The organism is Rhizobium sp. NFR03 (genome assembly GCF_900111275.1).
Classification (GTDB): domain Bacteria; phylum Pseudomonadota; class Alphaproteobacteria; order Rhizobiales; family Rhizobiaceae; genus Ferranicluibacter.
Map to the genome: position 1 here is coordinate 163,748 of NZ_FOGR01000003.1, position 21,596 is coordinate 185,343.

Consider the following 21,596-nt stretch of genomic DNA (forward strand, 5'->3'; position numbering starts at 1 on the left):
CCCTCGGCGCGGGTTAAACGCGCCTATGAGCCGAGCGACACTCTTTTAGAGCGGCGGTTCGGTGCAGGCAGGAGGCGTCTTACAGCAGATGCAAAAAGAACGCGAACTTTCATGCGGCGTCGTCATCGTCGCGGCAGGACGCGGCGAACGCGCTGGCGCCTCGGTCGAGGGTCCGAAGCAGTATCGCCGCATCGGCGGGCGCCCCGTCATCGCCTGGACTGTCGACGCTTTCTCGAACTGGGGCAAGGCCAGTGCCGTGGTTGTCGTGATTCATCCTGACGACGCGACCCTCCTTGATTCCGCGCTCGCTGCCTGCCATCGCCGTCCCGACGTCACCATCGTTCATGGCGGCGCAACGCGGCAGGCTTCGGTCCTTGCCGGCCTGAAAGCGCTCGCCGATATGGGTGCCGCCTATGCCCTCATTCAGGATGGCGTGCGGCCCTTCGTCGAGCCCGACCTTCTCGACAGGTGTCTCGACAAACTCGCTGCCGGTTTCAAAGCCGTTCTTCCCGCAATGCCGGTCACGGATACGCTGAAGCGTGCCTATGCTTCCGGCGACGTACTGGAAACCGTGTCGCGTGATCGGCTGTATGCGGCGCAGACCCCACAGTGCTTCGAGCTTTCCGATATTCTGAAAGCCCATGAAGCCGCGGCCACGTCCGGACGATCCGATTTTACGGACGACGCATCCATTGCGGAATGGGCAGGCCTGCCGGTCGCCCTCGTCGAGGGTTCTGCGAACAATGTGAAACTGACCACGCGACAGGACCTTGCCATGGCAAACGAGAAACTGACCGGCAGCACGATCGATGTGCGGACCGGGAATGGCTACGACGTGCACCAGCTGGTGCCGGGCAATGGCGTCACGCTCTGCGGCATCTTCATGCCCCACGATCAGTCTCTGCTTGGTCATTCCGATGCCGACGTCGCGCTGCACGCGCTGACGGATGCTCTTCTTGCCACCTGCGGTGCTGGCGATATCGGCGATCATTTTCCGCCATCCGACGACAGGTGGAAGGGAGCCGCGTCCCGGATCTTTCTCGAACACGCAGCTGAGATCGTGCGGCGACATGGCGGCGTCGTCATGAATGCGGACGTCTCGCTCATTGCCGAGGCGCCGAAGATCGGCCCGCATCGCGAAGCCATGCGCCAGGCGCTGGCGGACATGCTCGGGATCTCGCTCGATCGCTGCTCGGTCAAGGCGACCACCAATGAGAAGATCGGCTTCGTCGGCCGGCGAGAAGGCATCGCTGCGATCGCGACCGCGACCGTCAGCTTCCCTGGAGGATTTCGATGAGCATCTGGCCCCACGACATCTACCAGTCAGCCGAAAACCTGCTTGAAAGCTTCGTCGCGAAAGGATGGCTGGTCGCGACCGCCGAGTCCTGCACCGGCGGAATGATTGCAGGTGCCCTCACCGAAATTCCAGGCTCGTCCCGCGTGGTCGATCGCGGCTTCGTCACGTATTCGAACGCGGCTAAGGTGGACATGCTCGGCGTCAACCCGGTTACGCTCGACCAGTTCGGAGCCGTCTCGCGGGAGACGGCGCTGGAGATGGTGCGCGGCGTTCTGATGCAGTCGATGGCGGAGGCGGCCGTAGCCGTGACAGGCGTGGCCGGGCCCGGCGGCGGATCGGATGAAAAGCCCTTGGGTCTCGTGCACATCGTCGCCGCCACGCGCCGCGGGGTCATTCTCCATCGTGCGATGCAGTACGGGGCTGTCGGGCGCGACGCGGTGCGACTTTCTACCGTCAGAACCGCGCTTGAGATGCTTCAGGAACTCGTGGATCAGGCCGTAGCACCGGCATAGACCGTGTCTGCACGCTTCTCGAAGGCTTCCGCGAAAAGCCGAAACGCACGGTCGAACATCGAGCCCATCAGCGCGCCGAGAATGCGGTTCTTGAACTCGTAGTCGATATAGAAATGCACCGAGCAGCCGCCATCCGGGGCAGGTTCGAACGTCCAGCGATTGTCGAGATAGCGGAACGGTCCATCGATATACTTCACCTCGATCCGGTGCTCGGCTCGGTTCAGCAGCACCTGCGTGGTGAAGGTCTCGCGGATGGCTTTGTAGCCGACCGTCATGTCGGCCAGAAGCAACTCCTTGCCGTCACGCTCCTTGCGCGTCCTCACGCTGAGCGCCTCGCAAAGCGGAAGAAATTGCGGATAGGACTCGACGTCGGCAACAAGGTCGAACATCTGGTCGGGAGAGTGCTTCACCAAGCGTCTGGTTTCGAACTTCGGCATGAGACGCAGTTAGTCGGCAGCGGACGCAAGATCAAGGAGGCGCGCAACCTCGCCACGCGTTTTCAGTGTGAAAATCGCGACATGCTGCCCGTGCAGCGCAATCTCGCGCTCGATATGCGGGGCAATGCGGCTCTCGAAGTTCCAGATATAGGCAAGAAATTCCCGGTCGGGCAACTGCTCCGGGCAGCCCGGCGCCATATCGGGGCGAACACGGCCGAAGCTCTTCAGAACACGGCGAAAGACGCTCAGCAGGCAGAGCCAGCGCGGAAGGCGCAGCCAGAGCACGACATCGGTGCGCGGCATGCGCAGGTGGAAGCTCGAAGACCCCGTGCCATCCATGATCCATCGTTCGCCCGCGACGGCCTCCGAGATGAGAGCGCGCTCCCCGGCCTTGTCGCGTTTCTTCCAGCCCGGAAGCCAGAAGAACGCCTTGTCCATCGAGATATGCGGCAGATCCAGCCGTTCCCCGAGCGCTCGCGCAAGCGTCGTCTTGCCGCCGCCCGAGCAGCCGATAACGCAGATTCGGTGTGCGCGGGAAACGGCGGCAGCGGCGTCCTCAATCGTCTGGAGAGTGTGCGCCATTTCCTGTCTCCGGCGCGCCCTGTCTCCGGCCCGCCCTGTCTCTGGCGTGGTCAATTAGCTTACCGGCCGGGCGGGCTTTCCCGCGCGCTGACAACGCCGACGGGTCGCCAGATCAACCGCTGCAGCTTGAGTTTAACAAGCCAGTCCTCGAAATACCAGGAGATGACCTCCTTGCGGCCGCTCACATAGGGAAGCTTCGCGCTGTCGAAGCGGGTGAAAGGCAGGAAGGGGTTGGGCCGCTGCGAGGCGTAGAGTTCCACGCGGATGGAATGGCGGGCGGAGTGGCCGCGCGCATGAAAACCGAACGTATCGCCCACCACCAGCGTGTTGGCAGGCACAGCAAACCGCGTCGGCTGCGGCAGGCGGAGCCGCTTCAGCGCAGACAGCGGAATACGGAACGACCCGCCTCGCCGCTGCTTCGCTGCAAGCACGCTCTGCCGCTTGTGCCAGGCGAGACGACGCGGCGTAAGTTTGTGGGAGCCGGCGACATAGGTGAACGGCCCCTCGTCTTCCGGGACGTCGTAGAGGAAGTACCAGGCCTTCGCCGTCGAGTGGAACGTGTCCATATGAAGGTCGGTCTGCGGATCCCTGGCCCCCTTGGCGACGGAAGGCTCGCCGAAGATCGTCTGGATGCTGAGAACGGGTTCGACGTCGAAGCCGCCGACATAGCGGATCGGTCCCGTCCAGCGCTCGTCCCGGAGAAAGGCGGCAAGGGTCGGCGCGGACCGGAGAACATCGGGCGTCAGGGGAATACGCCGCGTCACCGCACCACCTTCCCGCATCTCGCGCGCGGGAGCCCGCAAAGCCTCGACCTCCTCCACAAGCGCATGAAACTGGCGTTCACCCAGCAGGTTGAGGCGCTCGATGTAGCCATTTTCTGCGAAGAAATCCCGCTCCGCCGGCGTCACCAGATGCGCCAGCCGCTTGCGCCGCCATTCCGTGACCCGCGCCGCGGCCTTCACCCGCCAGACATGCAGCCCCTTGCGGTTCAAACGTTCGCTGCCAAGAACGGCGTTTCTGAAATCCTTTCGGCCGGTCAGGATCTGAAGTGTATGAAAGGGCGCCAATGCAAGGCCGCCAAGCCGCTTCCCGAAGCCGACCCTTTGTCGGGTCGAAGGGGTTACCTCAACAGGCACGTCCATCCTGGCATCTCCGTGTGTCTAACGCCGATAGCGTAAGACTACACGTACAAATACAACCCGAAAACGTACGGAATCGCACCGAACACCTTCCATGCAGATGAAGGCTGTACGACGTGCCACAATTTATATCGTGCAAAGAAGGAGCGATCTGGGCGGAAGCCTGTTTCAAGAGACCATCAAGCTGTCCGCCGGCTCCAGCACGGATGACGATGGCAGACATCACCGGACAGGGCGAACTGTCAATCTCCCGCCCTTCCGGTATACCGCGAGTACGGTCAGACGACCGATATTATTCCGCTGCCAGCAGAACCTTCTTCTCGCGAGCCGCGCGCAGGCGCGCAAAATCATCACCTGCGTGATGCGACGAACGCGTTAACGGGCTTGAAGCCACCATGAGGAAGCCCTTGGTGTAGGCCACCGTCTCGTAGGACTTGAACTCTTCCGGCGTCACAAAGGCCTCGACCTTGTGGTGCTTGCGGGTCGGCTGCAGGTACTGACCGATGGTCAGGAAGTCGACATCCGCAGTGCGCAGGTCGTCCATCAATTGCAGCACTTCGTTCCGCTCTTCACCAAGGCCGACCATGATGCCGGACTTGGTGAACATGGTGGGGTCCAGCTCCTTCACGCGCTGCAAGAGGCGGACGGAGTGGAAGTAACGGGCGCCGGGCCGGACAGTCAGGTAATTACCGGGCACAGTCTCCATATTGTGGTTGAAGACGTCCGGCTTTGCCGCAACGACGCGCTCCAGCGCACCGGGCTTCTTGAGGAAGTCGGGGGTCAGAATCTCGATGGTGGTTTCCGGCGATGCCGCACGGATCGCCCAGATGACCTTCTCGAAATGCTCCGCGCCGCCATCCGGCAGATCATCGCGATCCACCGAGGTGATGACCACGTGCGACAGGCCCATCTGCCGCACGGCCAGCGCCACATTCTCGGGCTCGGCCATGTCGAGAGCATTCGGCTTGCCGGTTGCGACATTGCAGAACGCACAGGCGCGCGTACAGATTTCGCCCATAATCATGAAGGTCGCGTGCTTCTTTTCCCAGCACTCGCCGATATTCGGGCACCCCGCCTCTTCACAGACCGTCACCAGCTTGTGCGAGCGCACGAGATCGCGCGTCTCGTGATAGCCCTTGGACGTCGGCGCTTTTACGCGAATCCATTCCGGCTTGCGCAACATCTCCGTGTCCGGCTTATGAGCCTTTTCGGGATGGCGCACGCGCGGTGCTTCATTCGCGTTCAGGGTCCGGTCGAGAATGGTGACCATAGGTCCGATCTTTCTTCCCGCTTCCGCCCGTCCGTGTGGCCGGACAAGCCATCAGCTTTTCGTGCTCGTCTTGCCCGTCGCAGGCTGCAAGCCTGCCCTCTGGGACGTTCGAGCCGGCGATGTCGCCCGCTCCTGCTGTTTGCCGGCCCGCCGATAGCGGGCCCTTCATGCGTCTACCCTCAGATGCGACCGCGCGCATCCCACGTCAAGTCACGATCAGGCGTTCAGCGCGCGACCATAGGCGTCGAGCACGCTTTCCTTCATCGTTTCCGAGATCGTCGGATGCGGGAAGATGGTGTGCATCAAATCTTCCTCGGTCGTCTCGAGGTTCATGGCGACGACGAAGCCCTGGATGAGCTCCGTCACTTCGGCGCCCACGAGATGTGCGCCGATCAGCTCGCCCGTCTTCTTGTCGAAGATGGTCTTCACCATGCCCTGGTCTTCACCCAGAGCGATCGCCTTGCCGTTGGCAACGAAGGGGAACCGTCCGACGCGGATCTCGCGCCCTTCCGCCTTGGCTTTGGCTTCCGTCAGCCCGACGGAGGCAACCTGCGGGTTGCAGTAGGTGCAGCCCGGGATCTTCAGCTTGTCCATCGGATGGACATTCGGCAGGCCCGCGATTTTCTCGATGCAGATAACGGCTTCGTGCTCTGCCTTGTGCGCGAGCATCGGCGGCCCAGCAACGTCGCCGATTGCGTAAAGGCCGGGAACATTGGTCTTGCCGTAGCCATCGATGACGATGCACCCGCGATCCGTCTTCACGCCCAGTCCTTCAAGGCCGAGGTTCTCGATGTTGCCGACAACGCCGACGGCCGAAATCATCCGGTCGGCCGTGATCTTCTCGATCGTGCCATCCTTCTTCTCGACATGCGCCGTGATGCTGTCGGCGCCCTTCTCGACCTTGGAAACCTTGGCCTCAAGAAGGATCTTCATGCCCTGCTTGTCGAACTGCTTCTTGGCGAAGGCCGAGATCTCGGCATCCTCGACCGGCATGACCTGACCCAGAACTTCGACGACCGTCACATCGACACCCATGGTGCGATAGAAGGAGGCAAATTCGATGCCGATGGCACCGGAGCCCATAACCAGCAACGACTTCGGCATCTGCTCCGGCTTCATCGCCTCGAAATAGGTCCAGATGAGCTTGCCGTCCGGCTCGATGCCGGGCAGAGCGCGCGGACGGGCGCCGGTGGCGATGATGATATGCTTGGCCGTATAGGTGCCTTCGCCCAGCGTGTTCTTCGGGATCGGGCCCTGCGGCTGAACGATCGGCTTCGTGATCGGTCCGACAAGGATTTCGCCGGGCTTCGTCAGCTTGGCCTCGCCCCAGATGATATCGACCTTGTTCTTCTTGAACAGGAAGCCGACGCCGCCGTTCATGCGCTCGGCGATGCCGCGCGAGCGGGCGACGATGGCCTTGATGTCCGGCGAGATCGTGCCTTCGAGCGTCAAGCCGTAGTTCTTGGCATGCTGAGCGCTGTGCAGCACATCGGCCGAACGCAACAGCGCCTTGGTGGGAATGCAACCCCAGTTGGAGCAGATGCCAGCCAGATGCTCGCGCTCGACGACGGCCACCTTCATGCCCAGCTGCGCCGCGCGGATCGCCGCGATGTAGCCGCCCGGACCGGAGCCGATGATGATGACGTCGTAATTCTGAGCCATGCCTTGCGTTTCCTGTTTTCAAGGCGCGCTTGGGGCGCTGCCGTTCTATGTCTTCTACGACCGCATTGTCCCGCAGCGAAGCAAAGAGCCTCGCCGGGAAATGCTCTAGAGGCCGAGCATCACGCGGACGATCGGCTCGAGGCCGCGTCCGATCGCTCTTGTATTTTCTGCATCGAGATGGATGCCGTCGATGGGCGTCGTCTTGGCCACCGATCCGGCATCGAAAAATCCGCATCCCGTTTCGTCGGCAAGGTCCGCATATAGCGAAGCCAGCATAGCCGACTGCTCCCGGGCACCGGCAAACATCGCAGCGAAGGCCGCGTTTGCCGTTTCACAGGCCACTGGCGGCGCAACGATCAGAATGTCCGGCACATCCGCCTCGAACGACCATGCGTGATGCCGGACGAGTTCGATCAGACGTTCGATGCCCTGGACAGCGCCAAAGGCGGTGCCGTGGACGACCGGCTTCATATCATTGGTACCGAGCAGGATGATCACGAGATCGATCGGATCATGGCTGTGCAGTACGGTTGGAAGAATGCGGGCGCCATTGCGATCCGCATCGGCGAGGTGGTCGTCATAAGCCGTCGTCCGGCCGTTCAGACCTTCGGCGATGACATGAACACCCTCGCCGAGCGCATTTCCGAGCACCGTCGGCCAGCGATCCGCCAGCGCATGCCGTCCGGGAGCAGCCGCGTCATATGCCCAAGTGAGGCTATCGCCGTAGCAGAGGACTGTCTTCATCTCGTCGCCGCCTCCCCGTCATTCCACAAGAAGCGGCGGAACGCATCGTGGCGCTCCGCCGCCTGCAATCAGACCAACATGCCCATCGGGTTTTCGATGTAGCGCTTGAAGGCGCCCAGCAGTTCGGCACCCAGCGCTCCATCCACCGCACGGTGGTCGGTGGAAAGCGTCACCGTCATGACGGTGGCTACCTTCATCTCGCCCTTCTTCACGACGACACGCTCCTCACCTGCACCGATTGCAAGGATCGTGGCATGCGGCGGGTTCACGACGGCGGCGAAGTTCTTGACGCCCATCATGCCCATGTTGGAAACAGCCGTCGTGCCGCCCTGATATTCGTCAGGCTTCAGCTTGCGGCCCTTGGCGCGAGCGCCCAGATCCTTCATCTCGTTGGAGATGGCCGACAGGCTCTTCAGCTCGGCGGACCGGACAATCGGCGTGATGAGACCGCCCGGGATCGACACGGCAACACCGACATCGGCGTGCTTGTGCTTGACCATGCTGGTCTCGGTCCAGGAGACGTTCGCGTCAGGAACGTCGCGAAGAGCGAGCGCCAGCGCCTTGATGACCATGTCGTTCACAGACAGTTTGTAGGCTGGCTTACCGTCCTTTTCGGGAGCGGCAGCGTTCAACTGTGCGCGCAGCGACAACAGGGCATCCAGTTCGCAATCCACGGAAACGTAGAAATGCGGGATGGTCTGCTTGGATTCCTGCAAACGCTTCGCAATGGTCTTGCGCATGCCGTCATGGGGTACGAGATCGTAGGAGCCCTCGGCGAAGTTCTTCAGAACCTGCTCGTCGGACATGCCCTTCGGTGCAGAGGCCGTGGCCGGAGCAGCAGCCGTTGCCGGTGCAGCTGTCGTGGCGGGAGCAGCCTTGCCGGTACCACCGGCGACGGCCTTCTCGACGTCGCTCTTGATCACGCGGCCCTTCGGTCCCGTTCCCGTGACAGCGGAGAGGTCGAGACCGGCCTCCTTGGCAAGGCGCCGGGCAAGCGGAGACGAGAAAACGCGCTTGTCGCCGTCCGTCTTCGCCGCTGCGGGAGCTTGGGCCTGCGGTGGGGATGCCGTCTTTTCCGAGGCCGGCGCTTCCGCCTTCGCCGGCTCGGCATCGGCCTTTGCAGGCTGAGCTTCGGCCTTTAGCGCAGAGGCACCGCCACCCGAAGCTGCAGCGCCGACATCCTCGCCATCGGCGGCGAGAATGGCGATCAGGGCGTTGACCTTGACGCCTTCGGTGCCGGCGGGAACGACGAGCTTGGCAACGACGCCTTCATCGACGGCCTCGACTTCCATCGTCGCCTTGTCGGTTTCGATTTCAGCAATGACGTCGCCGGACTTGACGATGTCACCTTCTTTCACAAGCCATTTTGCAAGGTTGCCTTCCTCCATTGTCGGAGAAAGCGCGGGCATGGTGATGTTGATCGGCATGATCCCGCTTCCCTTACTTGTAGCAGACGGTCTTCACCGCCTCGACGACTTCACCGACATTCGGCAGAGCCAGCTTTTCGAGGTTTGCCGCGTAGGGCATCGGAACGTCCTTGCCGGCAATCGTCAGGATCGGTGCGTCGAGATAATCGAACGCCTGCTGCATGACGCGGGTCGCGATTTCGGTACCGACGGAAGACTGAGGATAGCCTTCCTCGACGGTGACGAGGCGGCCGGTCTTCTTGACCGATTCGATGATCGTCGGCAGGTCCATCGGACGGATCGTGCGCAGGTCGATCAGTTCGACATCGATGCCGTCCTTTTCGAGTTCGGCGATCGCCTTCAGCGAGTAGGTCATGCCAATGCCGAACGACACGATCGTGACGTCCTTGCCGGTCTTGTGGATGCGAGCCTTGCCGATCGGCAGAACGAAGTCATCCATCTTCGGCACGTCGAAAGACTGGCCATAGAGGATTTCGTTCTCAAGGAAGATGATCGGGTTCGGATCGCGGATCGCCGCCTTCAGAAGACCCTTGGCATCAGCGGCCGTATAGGGCGCGATGACCTTGAGGCCCGGAATATGGCTGTACCACGCAGCGTAATCCTGGCTGTGCTGAGCGCCGACACGCGCCGCAGCACCGTTCGGGCCGCGGAAGACGATCGGAGCACCCATCTGGCCGCCCGACATGTAAAGCGTCTTTGCAGCCGAGTTGATGATCTGGTCGATCGCCTGCATGGCGAAGTTGAACGTCATGAACTCCACGATCGGCTTCAGGCCGGCCATGGCCGCACCGACGCCGACGCCGGCAAAGCCGTGCTCGGTGATCGGCGTATCGACCACGCGACGTGCGCCGAATTCCTGAAGAAGGCCCTGCGTGATCTTGTAGGCGCCCTGATATTCGGCAACTTCCTCACCCATGATGAAGACGTCGCCGTCGCGGCGCATTTCCTCGGCCATGGCGTCGCGCAGCGCTTCGCGCACCGTCGTCGACACCATTTCCGTGCCGGCCGGGATATCCGGATCGGCAGCGACATCGACCTTGGGCGCAGCGGGCACCTTGCTGTCGGCCTTCGACGTTGGCTCGTCGCTCGATTCGCGAGCCTTGCCGCCAGCGTCGTTCGAGGTCGCGGTCGGCGTATCGGCGTCAGCCTTCGGCGCCGCAGGCTTCGCGTCTGCGGCCGAATCAGCGCTTTCGCCTTCCTGCAGCAGGACGGCGATGGCCGTGTTGACCTTGACGTTTTCGGTGCCGGCCTCGATCAGGATCTTCCCGATCGTGCCTTCATCGACGGCTTCCACTTCCATGGTCGCCTTGTCGGTTTCGATTTCAGCGATCACGTCGCCGGAAGCGACGGTGTCGCCTTCCTTTTTCAACCACTTGGAAAGCGTGCCTTCTTCCATGGTCGGGGAAAGCGCGGGCATCAGAATTTCAATAGGCATGGATCAATCCCTCGTCCCGGATCACAGAAGAATGTCGGTGTAGAGCTCGGACACATCCGGCTCCGGATCGTTCTGGGCAAAATCGGCGCTATCGGCCACGATGTCGCGGACGTCCTTGTCGATCGCCTTCAGCTCGTCTTCGGTAGCCCAGCCCTTCTCCAGCAGGCGAGCCTTCACCTGCTCGATCGGGTCGTGCTCGGACCGCATCTTCTGAACTTCGTCCTTGGAGCGATACTTCGCCGGGTCGGACATGGAGTGGCCGCGGTAGCGATAGGTCTGCATTTCGAGAATGACGGGACCCTTGCCCTCGCGGCAATGCGCAACGGCTTCCTCGCCGGCAGCCTTGACGGCGCGAACATCCATGCCGTCAACCTGATAGCCGGGGATGCCGATGGCGGCGCCGCGCTGCGAGAAATCGACGCCAGCGGATGCGCGGGCGACCGAGGTGCCCATGGCGTAACGGTTGTTCTCGATGATGTAGATGCAGGGCAGCTTCCAGAGAGCCGCCATGTTGAAGCTCTCGTAAACCTGGCCCTGGTTGGCCGCGCCGTCGCCGAAATAAGCGAGCGAGACGTTGTCGTTGCCGCGATAGCTGTTGGCGAAGGCGAGACCGGTGCCGAGCGATACCTGCGCACCGACGATGCCGTGTCCGCCGTAGAAGTTCTTTTCCTTGGAGAACATGTGCATGGAGCCGCCCTTGCCCCTGGAGTAGCCGCCCTGACGACCCGTGAGCTCGGCCATGACGCCGCGTGCGCTCATGCCCGTTGCGAGCATGTGGCCGTGGTCGCGGTAACCCGTGATGACCTGGTCACCCTCCTTCAGAGCCATCTGCATGCCGACGACGACAGCTTCCTGACCGATGTAGAGGTGACAGAAGCCGCCGATGAAGCCCATGCCGTAGAGCTGGCCGGCCTTCTCTTCGAAACGGCGGATGAGGAGCATTTCGCGATAGGCCTTCAGGTCCTGTTCGCGGTCAAATTCTACGATCGTGCCGTTGGCGAAATCCTTGCCTGCAGACTTGCCGACTGACTTGCCGCGGCTGGATACGGGCGCGTTCTGACGCGGAGCCATGCGATCCTCCCTATGGTTAGCGTTTTGCGGCTACCATAGGGAAAGACCGTGACAACAGCAATGCTATAATTGCATGGCTTATATTCTGCACAAGCAACTGAAAAACCTGTATAAATCCAAGTTAACGTCTTTTGAGTTAACTTCGGATTTAGTGGAAGATGACGATCTCGTCGGCGCGTGACATATTCAGTCCGAAACGTGCCTTTTCATCCAGCATGTCGCGCTCCATGGAGCCGTCACTGAGCAAAGCGACTTCCTTTTCAAGGATTTGACGCTTTTCGGTCAGCTCTTTCAATGTCGCCTGGCGCTCCACGCGCTGACGATCGAAGACTTCCGTTGCCCGCAGGCCGAAGTCGCCGTGAATCGAATGATAGGAGAAATAGGAAAGGAAGGCGATTGTGATGAGCGGCATGGCAAACCGCCCGAGTTTCCGCTTCCGATGATGCTTGGTCCACATACGCTGACGCCCTGCTACGCTACTGGCCTTCAAGCTAGCAGGCATGTGTTAATCGAGCGTTGACCATGACGAACATTGGAAGCCCACCCGGCTGAAACGGAAAAGCCCGGGCCTCCTTGCGGAAGCCCGGGCTTGTCAGAAAGCCACGTGTAAAGGATCAGCCGCGCAGGATGGAGCGGCCCATGTACTGCGCCTGCGGACCAAGCTGCTCTTCGATACGGATCAGCTGATTGTACTTCGCGGTCCGGTCGGAACGGGCAAGCGAGCCGGTCTTGATCTGGCCGCAGTTGGTGGCAACGGCGAGGTCGGAAATCGTGCTGTCTTCCGTTTCGCCGGAGCGATGCGACATGACGGCGGAGTAGCGCGCCTTGTGCGCGGTTTCCACGGCGTCGAGCGTTTCGGACAGCGAGCCGATCTGGTTGACCTTGACGAGGATCGAGTTGGCGACACCCATCTTGATGCCGTCGCGGAGGCGCTTGGAGTTGGTGACGAAGAGATCGTCGCCGACGAGCTGGACCTTGGAGCCGATCTTGTCGGTCAGGTATTTCCAGCCGTTCCAGTCGTCTTCGCCCATGCCGTCCTCGATCGAGAAGATCGGGTACTTCGCAGCGAGTTCCGCGAGGTAGTCTGCCATGGCTTCAGGCTCGAGCACGCGGCCCTCGCCTTCGAGATGGTACTTTCCGTCCTTGAAGAACTCGGTCGAGGCGCAATCGAGCGCGATGAACATGTCTTCGCCGGGCTTGTAGCCGGCCTTCTCGATCGAGCTCATGATGAAGTCGAGCGCAGCCGGGGCGGATGCGAGACCCGGCGCAAAGCCGCCTTCGTCGCCGACATTCGTGTTATGGCCGTCGGCGGAGAGCTGCTTCTTCAGCGTGTGGAAGACTTCCGAGCCCATGCGCACGGCGTCGCGGATCGAGTCGGCGCCGACGGGAACGATCATGAACTCCTGAAAGTCGATCGGGTTGTCGGCATGCGCGCCGCCGTTGATGATGTTCATCATCGGTACCGGCAGGTAATGCGCGTTCGGGCCGCCGATATAGCGATAGAGCGGCAGGCCGGCCGATTCAGCAGCGGCCTTGGCAACGGCGAGGGACACGCCGAGGATGGCGTTCGCGCCGAGGCGCGACTTGTTCTCGGTGCCGTCGAGTTCGATCATGACCTGATCGATCTGGATCTGGTTCTCGGCGTCGAGGCCACCGATGGCTTCGTAGATTTCGCCGTTGACGAATTCCACGGCGCGCTCGACGCCCTTGCCGAGGTAGCGCGAACCGCCATCGCGCAGTTCCACCGCCTCATGGGCACCCGTGGACGCGCCGGAGGGAACGGCAGCACGGCCGAAGCTTCCGTCTTCGAGATGCACGTCGACTTCGACCGTCGGATTGCCGCGGCTGTCCAGAATTTCTCGGCCGATGATGTCGATGATGGTTGTCATGGTCTCTTCCCTGTCCTTGGGTTTTGGGCGGATGGCCTGTCTTAGTCGACGGCTGTGAAATTACAATGGCAGCGCCGGTCAGACGTTTAGCGCTTTGCGATAGAATCGAAAGCGAGCAGCGTTTCGAGAAGACGCGGCATATCGTCGATATTGACCATGTTCGGTCCATCCGACGGTGCGTTGTCGGGATCCTCATGCGTCTCGATGAAGACGCCGGCGACGCCAACCGCAACGGCAGCCCGCGCCAGCGTCTCCACGAATTCGCGCTGACCGCCAGAGGATGTGCCCTGCCCGCCCGGCTGCTGTACGGAATGCGTCGCGTCGAACACCACAGGCGCGCCCAGACCTGCCATGATCGGCAGCGAGCGCATGTCGGAGACGAGGGTGTTGTAGCCGAAGGAAGCGCCGCGTTCGCAGAGAAGAACGTTCGGGTTTCCGCTCTCGGTGAATTTAGAGAGAACGTTCTTCATGTCCCAGGGCGCGAGAAACTGGCCCTTCTTCACGTTGATCGTCCGACCGGTCTTGGCGGCGGCAATCAGCAGGTCCGTCTGGCGGCAGAGAAAGGCAGGGATCTGGAGAATATCGACTGTCGGCGCGACGAGCGCGCAGTGCTCTTCCGTATGGATGTCGGTGAGAACAGGAAAGCCGTATTCCGCCTTCAGGTCGGTGAAGATCTCCATCGCCTTCTCAAGCCCGATGCCGCGCTTGCCGGACAGAGATGTCCGGTTGGCCTTGTCGAAGGACGACTTGTAGACGAGGCCGAGGCCGAGCTTGTCGCAGAGTTCGACCATGCGGCCAGCTATCATGAAGGCGTGGTCGCGGCTCTCCATCTGGCACGGGCCGGCGATCAGCGATAGCTTCGACCCTTGCGAAAAGGTTACAGCGCGAGCGCCCTCGCCGACGATGACGGATTCATTGGTTTTCATAGTCATTCTCCAAATACGAAGATGGCGCCTTGTCCAGGTGCCGGAAGCACGATCAGGCGGCCTTCCCGTTTGACATGGTCGATAGCATTGTCGGCCAGCAAGGCTTCGGTAGCGGCAATGTCCCCGACGGTAAAGACGATCGCACGGGCTTTCAGCCCACGCTCCTCCAGAGGCTCATCGACACCGAGGAAGCCGCGCATTCCCGCCTCGTTCAGAACGGAGATGTGGGCATTGGCGGCCCGGATGTCCATGCCGAACGAATGCGCCTCCGTTTCGCGTTCATCCACGACCTGCTGCAGGAAATACTGGAAATCGGTCGGGTTGGACTCGGACAGGATGACCTGCCGGATGCCGGTCACACCGTTTGCATGGGTTTCGAGCGCCGTACGTTCGGACGGCAGTGGCTGGACGCGCTGGCAGGTGAAGCAGAACAGATCCGGTGCGCGCGGGTCGCTGGCGAACGCCAGACGAAACTGTCCGATTGTCTCCTCGCCGTCGGGCCGTTTCATTGGCCTGGAAAATTCGAGAATGCCGCCGCCGGAAAGACCTTGTTCTTGAAACCGGGCATGATCGGATACAGCATCGTCGGTGGAGAAGACAAGCGCGGAGAACCCATCCTGGCCGCGGCGAAAGCGATAGGCCAGATCACGCGCGACGAAGGTATTGCCCTGAATGGCAGCAGCTTCGCAGTCCTCTCGCTGAGCAATGGCGAGCGGCTCCAGATAGGTTTTGTCGGCGAGGAAGACGCAGGCATTCTCGGTGCCGAACGGGTGCAGCGCGTCTCCGGCAACGGTGAAGCCAAGACGGGACAGGCGCTCGCGAGCGGTCGCCAGCGAACCGACCGGAAGAACGAGATGATCGAGATGGCGGCGGACATGGCCTGCGATTGCCGGTCGGTCGTCTCTCATCGTCCGCTTCTCCTCGTCACGCCCGCGAGCACCGGCATTCACCGGTGCTTGGCATCTTCGGGCCGACAATTCAAGGCTGGAGTTGGTGCGGCAGGATAGGCCCGATGGTTCAGGCCTAATTGCAGTTCCGCAACTGGCTGGCATAGGAAGAGGCGAGCGCTGCCGAACGTCGGGCTGTTGCCTGCAGACCGGCATTTCCGCGCCAGGAACCACGGGCATAGCCAGCATCGCCCGAGTAGTAGGCGAGATAGAGGTTATAGGCGTCGTTTAGGCCGATACCGTTCTTGCGGTGATTGCGGGCGTGGTACCAGCCCACAAAATGGATGGCATCGGAGAAGTTGGATCGCTTGGCCATCCAGCGTCCCGTCGAGGCGCGGTACTCGTCCCACGTCCCGTCGAGCGCCTGAGAATAGCCGTAAGCGCTGGAGACGCGCTTCCACGGGATGAAGCCCAGGAGCTTCGTGCGCGGTGGCTTGGCGTGCGGGCGAAAATTCGATTCGGTCTGGATCGTTGCCATCAGGATGGGCACAGGCACGCCATACTGCTTCTCGGCGTGCCGCGCGGCACGTTGCCAGTTGTTGAACCACCCATCGCGCTGCTCGAAGATCGCGCAGGCGTTCCGGGTGTTCTTCGGCGCAGTCGCACAACCGGCGAGCGCCATCATGGCGACGATCATCAGTACACGCATCGCTCTCGATCCAAGGTTCGAAAGAATGAATGACAGGTAAATGTTAAAAGAAGGTTTTGATCGATCAGGGCCGGCGCGTTTCAGACCACCCGGCGATAGAAGCGCGTGTCCAGCGCCATACGCGGGAATGCCGGCGGCAGGTCGCTCGCGTTGATCGCGGAGAACGCGTTCTTTTCATAGAAGCGGTGTGCTGCAAGAAAGCGGTCTGTGGTGCCAAGCAAGACGACGGATAACCCGTTGACTTTGGCGTGCGCGAAAAGCGTATCGAGGAGGCGCTGGGCGATGCCGTATATCGCCCCGCGATGGCTTACGGCAACGAACATCTTGCGCAACGCGCCCTGCCCGTCGCCGAAATCTTTCAGCGCAATCGTCCCGACGATACGCCCGTCATCCTCGGCGACCCAGAATGCGCCTGCGCCTTGACGGTAGAATCCATCGATATCGGCAAGGTCGGGTTGGTCGGCAGCCGTGATGGAAAAGCCAAACTCACCGGACTGGATCGGCACGATCAGGTCGACGATACCTGCTTCGTCTCCGGCCCGAGCGGGCCGGATTGTTACAGGTGATGTGCGTGTTTCAGCCACGGAAACGCCCTGCAACTTCCGCCTCAGACGAGCCGGGTCTGCTCCACAGCGGCCTCGATGAAGCTTGCGAAGAGCGGATGGGGATCGAGCGGGCGGGACTTCAGTTCCGGATGGTACTGGACACCGATGAACCAAGGATGATCGGCATACTCGATCGTTTCCGGCAGCACGCCATCCGGCGACATGCCGGAGAAGACGAGGCCGCAGTTTTCGAGCCGGTCCTTGTAGTCGATGTTCACCTCGTAGCGGTGACGATGACGCTCGGAGATATCGGCGGAGCCGTAGATATCCGCAATCTTCGTGCCCTTCTTCAGCGAGGCCTTGTAGGCACCGAGGCGCATGGTGCCGCCGAGATCACCGGAGGCCGTGCGCTTCTGAAGCTCGTTGCCCTTGATCCACTCCGTCATCAAACCGACCACAGGCTCGGCCGTGGGGCCGAACTCCGTCGAGGAGGCCGTCTCGATGCCGGCAAGGTTCCGGGCCGCTTCGACGACAGCCATCTGCATGCCGAAGCAGATTCCGAAATACGGCACCTTGCGTTCGCGCGCGAAACGCGCCGCAAGGATCTTGCCTTCCGAACCACGCTCGCCAAAGCCGCCGGGCACGAGAATGCCGTTGACCTTTTCGAGGTAGGGCGCCGGATCTTCCTTCTCGAAGACTTCCGACTCGATCCACTCGAGCTTGACTTTGACCCTGTTGGCGATGCCGCCGTGGTAGAGGGCTTCGATCAGCGATTTATAAGCGTCCTTGAGGCCGGTATATTTGCCGACGATGGCAATCGTAACCTCGCCTTCCGGCGTCCGGATCCGGTCGTAGACGTTTTCCCAGCTGTCGAGGCGCGGCTTCGGTGCCGGCTCTATGCCGAACGCGGCGAGCACTTCGGAGTCGAGGCCTTCCTTGTGATAGGCGATCGGTACATCATAGATGCTGGCCACATCGAGCGCCTGAATGACGGCGGACGGACGGACGTTGCAGAAGAGAGAGAGCTTGCGCCGCTCGGCTTCGGGAATCTCACGGTCGGCACGCACGAGCAGGATGTCCGGGTGAATACCGAGCGCCTGCAGTTCCTTGACGGAATGCTGTGTCGGCTTGGTCTTCAACTCGCCTGCGGCGGGAATATAAGGCATCAGCGTCAGATGAACGAAAACGGCCGCGCCACGCGGCAGATCGTTCTTCAGCTGGCGGATCGCCTCCATGAACGGCATGGCCTCGATATCGCCGACCGTGCCACCGATCTCGCAGATGACGAAATCGTATTCCTCGTTGCCTTCGGTGACGAACGCCTTGATCTCGTTCGTCACGTGCGGGATCACCTGCACGGTCGCGCCGAGGTAGTCGCCGCGGCGTTCCTTGTCGATGATGTTCTTGTAGATACGGCCGGTCGTAATGTTGTCGGTCTTAGTGGCCGAGCGGCCGGTGAAGCGCTCGTAATGGCCAAGATCGAGGTCGGTCTCAGCCCCGTCGTCGGTGACGAACACCTCGCCGTGCTGGGTCGGGCTCATGGTGCCCGGATCGACGTTCAGATAGGGGTCGAGTTTGCGAAGCCGCACCCGATAACCACGGGCCTGCAGCAACGCGCCGAGAGCGGCTGCGGCAATCCCTTTTCCAAGGGACGAAACCACGCCGCCGGTGATGAATACATATCGCGCCATGGGCTTGACCGGATACCTTTTCGAGATCGATTCCGCCATCGAAAAATGCCGCACTCCCCAGATTTCGAGGCGCTGGCATCGATGACGCACAAAAGAAAACCGGCGGAAACAGGTTCCGCCGGTCGGATTTGGCTGCGCTCGGCTTACTGCGCGGTCGGTGCGCCCGTACCCGTTGCCGCAGGCGGCGTGGCAGGTGTCGCTGCGGGTGCAGCCGGTGCCGGTGCGGCAGGAGCCGCCGGCGCCGTCGTGCTCGACGGAGCGGAGGGCGTCGTTGCAGCAGGTGCAGTCGTCGTGGGCGCCGGCGTGGCCGGGGCTGTAGCCGCCGGTGCCGGGGCTGCAGGCGTCGTGCTGGCGGGTGCCGTGCTGGCCGGGGCATCGCCGCCGGTCGGAACGCCATTGCTCGGGACGACCGGTGCAGGGGCTGCCGGTGCCGAAGGCGTCGTCTGGCCATCGCCGAGCGAATCAAGGACGCCGTTGCCGTTGTTGGTCGTTCCGGGAATACGGTCGAGGACGTCGGTCGCGTTCGGCTGATAGCGAGCGTAAATGCTCATGGCCAGAGCAAGGACGAAGAAGAGCGTTGCCAGGATTGCCGTCGTGCGCGTCAGCGCATTGGCCGTGCCACGGGCAGACATGAAGCCCGAACCGCCGCCGACGCCGAGACCGCCGCCCTCCGAGCGCTGGATCAGTACGACGCCAATCAGCGCCAGCACGACCATGAGATAGATGACAAGCAATACTTCCTGCATTTCGTCCAGTCCTGGCTTGAAGCGCGCCGGACCCCGGCGATATCGCCGCTGGTCACCCGCACTTGACGTCTCTTTTGCCGCAAATCTTAACGAAAAGCCGGGCACGGAACGGCCGCGTGTTTCCGGCCGCGTCCTCGCAGCGAATTTCGGTTTCGCGGGCTCAATATACCAAGCAGCCCGCTATTCCAAGCCCCGATGATCAGCCAAGCAGCTGCTCGTACGCGCGATAGATGGCGAGGAAGTCCTGCGCCTTCAAGCTCGCGCCGCCGATCAGCGCGCCATCGACGTTCGCGATACCCATCAGCTCGACGGCATTGCCGGGCTTGACCGAGCCGCCATAGAGGATGCGCATCGCCGCGCCCTCGTCCCCGAAGCGCGCCGTCAGCTCCTTCCGCATGAAAGCGTGGGCCTCTTCGACGTCAGCCGCCGTCGGCGTCAGGCCGGTACCGATTGCCCAGACGGGTTCATAGGCGATGACGGTGTTTTCGGCCGTGATGTCGTCCGGCAACGAGCCGTCGAGTTGGCGCTTGAGAACATCCAGCGTCTGGCCCGCCTTGCGCTCGTCACCGGTTTCACCAACGCAGACGATGGCTGTGAGGTCGGCGGCCAGAACGGCTTCCGTCTTCGCGCGCACGATCGCATCCGTTTCGGCATGGTCGGTGCGGCGCTCGGAGTGGCCAACGATAACATAGGTGCCGAAGCAGTCGGCGATCATTTCGGCGGAGATATCGCCCGTATGCGCACCGGACACGGCAGCATGGCAATCCTGTGCGCCGATGGCGAGCGGGCTATCGGTGCAGAGCGCCGTGGCAACGTAGAGCAATGTTGCCGGCGGGCAGATGAGCGCCTCGACCTTTTCCGAAAGCGGGCCGGTGACCCCCTCGGCTATCGCCTTGATCTGGTCGAGAGAGGCGCGCAGCCCGTTCATCTTCCAGTTCCCCGCAACAAGCGGACGCACATCAGGTGTCATTCGGCTTCTCTCCCGTTTTCCCACGATGGATCGGCCGTAGCAAATCCGCCGGGTCGTGGAAAGCGTTCATCACGCAGTGCTTGAAAAACCTCCGCTCGATGGACGGAAGAGAGCACCAGAATCAGAAACGCGGGCAGTTCCCCTGCCCGCGCCTCGTCTCGGGAAGACTGCCTCAGCCCATCTGGCTGCCGACGAAATCCTTGACGATCCGAATGATACCTCGGCCGAGGAGGTCGTCGAGTGCGTCCACGAACTGATCGACATGGGCGCGCTCGCAGATCAGCGGCGGCTCCAGGCGGATGACGTTGCGATTGTACTCGGTGAAAGCGACGAGCACATCGTAGTCCCGCAGGAGCAGCGCGCCGATAAAGCCGGAGAGCGAGCCCTTGAGCTTGTCGTCAAGCATGCCGATGACGGGTCGCAGCACCAGCGGCATCGTCTGGCTGAAGTCCTGGAACTCAAGCCCGACCATAAGACCCTGCCCCCGGACCTCCTTGATGATCTTCGGGTACTTCTCGCGCAGTGCATCGAGGCGAGCGAGCAGATAGGCGCCTTGCTCCGCCGCATTGTCGATCAAGCCATCGTCATACATGATGTTCAGCGCTTCGATGGCGGTGACGCAGGCCTCGCCCATGCCGCCGAAAGTGGCCATCGCGTGGATCATCGCCGTCTTCGGCGTGCCATAGGCCTTCATGTAGATCTCGCGCCGGGCGATCATGGCTCCCACTGCCGCCTTGCCGCCGCCGAGCGACTTGGCAAGGGCCGTGATGTCCGGAACCACATTTTCATGCTCGAAGGCGAAGAAGCGGCCCGAACGGCCGTAACCGCACTGGACCTCGTCAGCGACCCAGACGACACCGTAGCGGTCGCAGAGCGCGCGGAGATCCCTCCAGAAGCCATCGGGCGCGCGAATGATACCGCCGCCGCCCTGGATGGTTTCCAGAACGATCGCTCCGATTTGCGGATCGGCGCGGAAAGCGTTCTCGATCGCCTCGATATTGCCGAAGGGTACGCGAACGGTATTCCCCGAAACCGAGAAATCCGCGCGGTACAGCGCGCCGTCCGTGATGTTGAGCACGCCCTTCGTCTTGCCGTGGAACGAATTTTCGGCATAGACGACCTTCGGCCGTTTGGGACCGGCTGCCCGTTCGGCGAGCTTGACGGCGGCCTCCATGACCTCGGAGCCGGACGAGCCGAGAAATACCATGTCGAGATCGCCGGGCGAGATGGTCGCGAGATTCTTCGCGAAGGCCGCCGCATATTGCGACATGAAGGCGATCGCGATTTCGTGCCGGTTCTCGTCCTGAAACCGCTTGCGCGCGTCCAGAAGACGCGGATGGTTGTGGCCAAAGGCGAGCGAGCCGAAACCGCCGAAGAAATCGAGGATCTTCCGGCCGTTCTGGTCGGTATAGTACATGCCCTCGGCACTCTCGATCTTCACCTTGTGGAAGCCGAGAAGCTTCATGAAGTGGAGCTGGCCGGGATTGACGTGCTCCTTGAAGAGGGTCGTCATTTCCGGAACGGTCAATGCCTTGGCGTCCTCGACCGTCAGAAGGTCAGGCTTGGCCACCGGTTTGCGGATGGGCTGCGGTGTTTCGATGGCGGTGGAGTCAACGAGGAAACGGGCTGGCGTATCGAGCATCTGGATCATTCCCTC

At 61.9% G+C, this 21,596-nt stretch carries 21 protein-coding genes; 2 read left to right on the forward strand and 19 right to left on the reverse strand.

The genetic code is table 11. The annotated features are described in order from the left end of the window. The first annotated feature begins 88 nt into the window (after positions 1-88). Both BSG19_RS10470 and BSG19_RS10475 read left to right on the forward strand, forming a co-directional pair. Positions 89-1,297: a bifunctional 2-C-methyl-D-erythritol 4-phosphate cytidylyltransferase/2-C-methyl-D-erythritol 2,4-cyclodiphosphate synthase gene (locus BSG19_RS10470; protein WP_092987657.1), complete on the forward strand. Its 1,209-nt coding sequence runs from the start codon at positions 89-91 to the stop codon at positions 1,295-1,297. Beyond that, positions 1,294-1,809 carry a CinA family protein gene (locus tag BSG19_RS10475; RefSeq protein WP_092987658.1) on the forward strand — a complete coding sequence of 172 codons (516 nt, stop codon included), beginning with the start codon at positions 1,294-1,296 and terminating at the stop codon, positions 1,807-1,809. The genes BSG19_RS10470 and BSG19_RS10475 overlap by 4 nt, the downstream gene beginning before the upstream one ends. Here the strand turns inward: BSG19_RS10475 and BSG19_RS10480 are convergent. From BSG19_RS10480 to BSG19_RS10570, 19 genes are all read right to left on the reverse strand, one after another. After that, positions 1,788-2,246 carry a type II toxin-antitoxin system RatA family toxin gene (locus tag BSG19_RS10480; protein WP_092987659.1) on the reverse strand — a complete coding sequence of 153 codons (459 nt, stop codon included), beginning with the start codon at positions 2,244-2,246 and terminating at the stop codon, positions 1,788-1,790. The genes BSG19_RS10475 and BSG19_RS10480 overlap by 22 nt on opposite strands. A gap of 9 nt (positions 2,247-2,255) precedes the next feature. Then, positions 2,256-2,828, reverse strand: coding sequence for a P-loop NTPase family protein (locus BSG19_RS10485; RefSeq protein WP_092987660.1), 573 nt, complete (start codon positions 2,826-2,828; stop codon positions 2,256-2,258). 59 nt (positions 2,829-2,887) lie between these two features. Next, positions 2,888-3,970, reverse strand: coding sequence for a phytanoyl-CoA dioxygenase family protein (locus BSG19_RS10490; protein WP_092987661.1), 1,083 nt, complete (start codon positions 3,968-3,970; stop codon positions 2,888-2,890). A gap of 289 nt (positions 3,971-4,259) precedes the next feature. After that, entirely contained in the window at positions 4,260-5,237 is a 978-nt protein-coding gene (gene lipA, locus BSG19_RS10495; protein WP_092987663.1) for a lipoyl synthase, read from the reverse strand. 216 nt (positions 5,238-5,453) lie between these two features. Further along, positions 5,454-6,899: a dihydrolipoyl dehydrogenase gene (lpdA, locus tag BSG19_RS10500; protein ID WP_092987665.1), complete on the reverse strand. Its 1,446-nt coding sequence runs from the start codon at positions 6,897-6,899 to the stop codon at positions 5,454-5,456. Between the two features lie 105 nt (positions 6,900-7,004). Then, the gene (locus BSG19_RS10505) at positions 7,005-7,643 is read right to left on the reverse strand and encodes an SGNH/GDSL hydrolase family protein (RefSeq protein ID WP_092987667.1); all 639 of its coding nucleotides are present in this window, start codon (positions 7,641-7,643) and stop codon (positions 7,005-7,007) included. Between the two features lie 68 nt (positions 7,644-7,711). Further along, positions 7,712-9,070 (reverse strand): pyruvate dehydrogenase complex dihydrolipoamide acetyltransferase, encoded by a 1,359-nt coding sequence (locus BSG19_RS10510; protein WP_092987669.1) that lies wholly within the window; start codon positions 9,068-9,070, stop codon positions 7,712-7,714. A 13-nt stretch (positions 9,071-9,083) separates the two neighbouring features. After that, complete coding sequence (locus BSG19_RS10515) at positions 9,084-10,505, reverse strand: pyruvate dehydrogenase complex E1 component subunit beta (RefSeq protein WP_092987671.1); 1,422 nt, start codon at positions 10,503-10,505, stop codon at positions 9,084-9,086. A 21-nt stretch (positions 10,506-10,526) separates the two neighbouring features. Further along, on the reverse strand, positions 10,527-11,576 hold the full coding sequence (gene pdhA, locus BSG19_RS10520) for a pyruvate dehydrogenase (acetyl-transferring) E1 component subunit alpha (protein WP_092987673.1): 1,050 nt from the start codon (positions 11,574-11,576) through the stop codon (positions 10,527-10,529). 148 nt (positions 11,577-11,724) lie between these two features. Continuing rightward, entirely contained in the window at positions 11,725-12,033 is a 309-nt protein-coding gene (locus BSG19_RS10525) for an FtsB family cell division protein (RefSeq protein WP_092987675.1), read from the reverse strand. A gap of 157 nt (positions 12,034-12,190) precedes the next feature. Then, complete coding sequence (gene eno / locus BSG19_RS10530; RefSeq protein ID WP_092987677.1) at positions 12,191-13,465, reverse strand: phosphopyruvate hydratase; 1,275 nt, start codon at positions 13,463-13,465, stop codon at positions 12,191-12,193. 86 nt (positions 13,466-13,551) lie between these two features. Beyond that, positions 13,552-14,391, reverse strand: a complete 840-nt coding sequence (gene kdsA, locus BSG19_RS10535; RefSeq protein ID WP_092987679.1) for a 3-deoxy-8-phosphooctulonate synthase — start codon at positions 14,389-14,391, stop codon at positions 13,552-13,554. 2 nt (positions 14,392-14,393) lie between these two features. Beyond that, positions 14,394-15,299: a VOC family protein gene (locus BSG19_RS10540; RefSeq protein WP_092987681.1), complete on the reverse strand. Its 906-nt coding sequence runs from the start codon at positions 15,297-15,299 to the stop codon at positions 14,394-14,396. A gap of 115 nt (positions 15,300-15,414) precedes the next feature. Continuing rightward, on the reverse strand, positions 15,415-15,987 hold the full coding sequence (locus BSG19_RS10545; RefSeq protein ID WP_092987683.1) for a transglycosylase SLT domain-containing protein: 573 nt from the start codon (positions 15,985-15,987) through the stop codon (positions 15,415-15,417). A gap of 80 nt (positions 15,988-16,067) precedes the next feature. Then, positions 16,068-16,541: a GNAT family N-acetyltransferase gene (locus BSG19_RS10550; protein ID WP_210185390.1), complete on the reverse strand. Its 474-nt coding sequence runs from the start codon at positions 16,539-16,541 to the stop codon at positions 16,068-16,070. A 53-nt stretch (positions 16,542-16,594) separates the two neighbouring features. After that, the gene (locus BSG19_RS10555) at positions 16,595-18,223 is read right to left on the reverse strand and encodes a CTP synthase (RefSeq protein WP_170865924.1); all 1,629 of its coding nucleotides are present in this window, start codon (positions 18,221-18,223) and stop codon (positions 16,595-16,597) included. 143 nt (positions 18,224-18,366) lie between these two features. Beyond that, positions 18,367-18,969, reverse strand: a complete 603-nt coding sequence (secG, locus tag BSG19_RS10560; RefSeq protein ID WP_092987687.1) for a preprotein translocase subunit SecG — start codon at positions 18,967-18,969, stop codon at positions 18,367-18,369. A gap of 199 nt (positions 18,970-19,168) precedes the next feature. Next, a complete protein-coding gene (gene tpiA, locus BSG19_RS10565) occupies positions 19,169-19,939 on the reverse strand; it encodes a triose-phosphate isomerase (RefSeq protein WP_092987689.1) in 771 nt (256 codons plus the stop codon). 172 nt (positions 19,940-20,111) lie between these two features. After that, complete coding sequence (locus BSG19_RS10570) at positions 20,112-21,581, reverse strand: aspartate aminotransferase family protein (protein WP_092988442.1); 1,470 nt, start codon at positions 21,579-21,581, stop codon at positions 20,112-20,114. Between the last annotated feature and the right edge of the window lie 15 nt (positions 21,582-21,596).

What these genes read in the sequence shown, in the direction of transcription:
- BSG19_RS10470 (WP_092987657.1), top strand. Translation starts at nt 89, where the DNA reads ATGCAAAAAGAACGCGAACTTTCATGCGGCGTCGTCATCGTCGCGGCA.
- BSG19_RS10475 (WP_092987658.1), top strand. Translation starts at nt 1,294, where the DNA reads ATGAGCATCTGGCCCCACGACATCTACCAGTCAGCCGAAAACCTGCTT.
- BSG19_RS10480 (WP_092987659.1), bottom strand. Translation starts at nt 2,246, where the DNA reads ATGCCGAAGTTCGAAACCAGACGCTTGGTGAAGCACTCTCCCGACCAG.
- BSG19_RS10485 (WP_092987660.1), bottom strand. Translation starts at nt 2,828, where the DNA reads ATGGCGCACACTCTCCAGACGATTGAGGACGCCGCTGCCGCCGTTTCC.
- BSG19_RS10490 (WP_092987661.1), bottom strand. Translation starts at nt 3,970, where the DNA reads ATGGACGTGCCTGTTGAGGTAACCCCTTCGACCCGACAAAGGGTCGGC.
- lipA (WP_092987663.1), bottom strand. Translation starts at nt 5,237, where the DNA reads ATGGTCACCATTCTCGACCGGACCCTGAACGCGAATGAAGCACCGCGC.
- lpdA (WP_092987665.1), bottom strand. Translation starts at nt 6,899, where the DNA reads ATGGCTCAGAATTACGACGTCATCATCATCGGCTCCGGTCCGGGCGGC.
- BSG19_RS10505 (WP_092987667.1), bottom strand. Translation starts at nt 7,643, where the DNA reads ATGAAGACAGTCCTCTGCTACGGCGATAGCCTCACTTGGGCATATGAC.
- BSG19_RS10510 (WP_092987669.1), bottom strand. Translation starts at nt 9,070, where the DNA reads ATGCCGATCAACATCACCATGCCCGCGCTTTCTCCGACAATGGAGGAA.
- BSG19_RS10515 (WP_092987671.1), bottom strand. Translation starts at nt 10,505, where the DNA reads ATGCCTATTGAAATTCTGATGCCCGCGCTTTCCCCGACCATGGAAGAA.
- pdhA (WP_092987673.1), bottom strand. Translation starts at nt 11,576, where the DNA reads ATGGCTCCGCGTCAGAACGCGCCCGTATCCAGCCGCGGCAAGTCAGTC.
- BSG19_RS10525 (WP_092987675.1), bottom strand. Translation starts at nt 12,033, where the DNA reads ATGTGGACCAAGCATCATCGGAAGCGGAAACTCGGGCGGTTTGCCATG.
- eno (WP_092987677.1), bottom strand. Translation starts at nt 13,465, where the DNA reads ATGACAACCATCATCGACATCATCGGCCGAGAAATTCTGGACAGCCGC.
- kdsA (WP_092987679.1), bottom strand. Translation starts at nt 14,391, where the DNA reads ATGAAAACCAATGAATCCGTCATCGTCGGCGAGGGCGCTCGCGCTGTA.
- BSG19_RS10540 (WP_092987681.1), bottom strand. Translation starts at nt 15,299, where the DNA reads ATGAGAGACGACCGACCGGCAATCGCAGGCCATGTCCGCCGCCATCTC.
- BSG19_RS10545 (WP_092987683.1), bottom strand. Translation starts at nt 15,987, where the DNA reads ATGCGTGTACTGATGATCGTCGCCATGATGGCGCTCGCCGGTTGTGCG.
- BSG19_RS10555 (WP_170865924.1), bottom strand. Translation starts at nt 18,223, where the DNA reads ATGGCGCGATATGTATTCATCACCGGCGGCGTGGTTTCGTCCCTTGGA.
- secG (WP_092987687.1), bottom strand. Translation starts at nt 18,969, where the DNA reads ATGCAGGAAGTATTGCTTGTCATCTATCTCATGGTCGTGCTGGCGCTG.
- tpiA (WP_092987689.1), bottom strand. Translation starts at nt 19,939, where the DNA reads ATGACACCTGATGTGCGTCCGCTTGTTGCGGGGAACTGGAAGATGAAC.
- BSG19_RS10570 (WP_092988442.1), bottom strand. Translation starts at nt 21,581, where the DNA reads ATGCTCGATACGCCAGCCCGTTTCCTCGTTGACTCCACCGCCATCGAA.